We start from the raw sequence: 1334 nt of genomic DNA on the forward strand, positions 1-1334 counted from the left end.
CTTAAGGACCCGGAAGTTACGGACATACATGTGAACGGCACAAAGATAATGTACAAAAAAGCAGGAGTAAAAATAAATGCAGAAGAAGAGTTTCCGAACGAGCAGGCTGTAAGGGTCATACAGGACAGAATCCTTGCACCTTTAAATAAATCAATCAACATAGCCAATCCCTCACAGGATGCAGAGCTTTATGACGGCTCCCGTGCTCTTTTAGTTATACCTCCAGAGTCTGATAAGCCTGTCATAATTATCAGGAAGCATAATCTGTTAAATGTGCCTTTGGAAGAGCTTGCAAAGACAACAGTAGGGCTCACAAAGGAGATGCAGGAGTACTTTAAGAAGGCAGTAAGAGATAGAAAAAACATCATGGTTGCAGGAGAAACAGGCGCAGGAAAGACTACTTTTATAAACTCTTTAAGCTTTGAGATTCAAGAAAAACATGTAGTAGCAGTTTTAGAGGATACAAGAGAGATTAAGCTTCGCATACCTTACGTGTACTACTTCAAAACAAGAAAAGGGACAGCGGAGGCAAGGGATGTGAGCTACTCTGACATCTTAAAAGACTGCTTAAGAGCAGACCCCGACAGAATAATTTTGACAGAAATACGTACACCTGAAAGTGCCTATGAGCTCATACACGTTTTAAACAGCGGCCACAGAGGCTCTATGACGACAATACATGCAAATTCATGCTTGGATGCTTTATTAAGGCTTGAAATGCTGATACAGGAGTTTAAGAATTTAGATTACAGGATTATACGAAAGCTCATTTCAAGGGCTGTTGATATTATTGTATTTTTAAGGCTTGCTGAGGACGAAAAGGGAAACCTAAAAGGTAGGGAGCTTGCTGAGGTGGTTGAAATTGAAGGCATAGATGAAAACGGAGACTATATTTTAAAGCACGTGGTAGGTGATTGAAGGTGGCAGTCTCCTTTCTGTTTGGAGCAGCTGTTTTTATGGTGGTAGTTTTTTCATACAGTATTAGGGAAAATAGAAGGCTTAAGCTTAAAAGAAGGCTTGAGAGGCATTTGGTAGCTACTCAAAAAAATGAGCTCAGCATAATGGATTTGTTCGACTTAAAAAGCTTTACTGAAGCTTTAGATAGAAAGCTTAAAAAAAGCGGCATTAAAGTGGATGCAGAAGAGGTATTTTTGTGGTTTGTTCTATTTTCTATTGTGTCAGCCTTATTTCTGAGCTTAAAGGGTTTCGCCTTACTTGGTTTATCACTTCCTGTTATGTTCTACTACCTTTTAGATTATGTTCTTGACTACTTGGGAAGAAGGAGAATAAGAAAGACTGAGGAGCAGTTTAGAGATTTTGTTAAAATGCTCGGT

The 1334-nt window shown here is 39.2% G+C and carries 1 protein-coding gene and 1 pseudogene; both read left to right on the plus strand.

Features of this window, described 5'->3' with window-relative positions; all coding sequences use genetic code 11:
- The coding region (locus BUB32_RS12505) for a TadA family conjugal transfer-associated ATPase (protein WP_072969640.1) at positions 1–918 on the plus strand (918 nt) is incomplete at its 5' end.
- Between the two features lie 2 nt (positions 919–920).
- Positions 921–1334, plus strand: a pseudogene (locus tag BUB32_RS12510) (type II secretion system F family protein); the annotation flags it as partial.

It is taken from the genome of Thermoanaerobacter uzonensis DSM 18761, assembly GCF_900129115.1.
GTDB lineage: Bacteria > Bacillota > Thermoanaerobacteria > Thermoanaerobacterales > Thermoanaerobacteraceae > Thermoanaerobacter > Thermoanaerobacter uzonensis.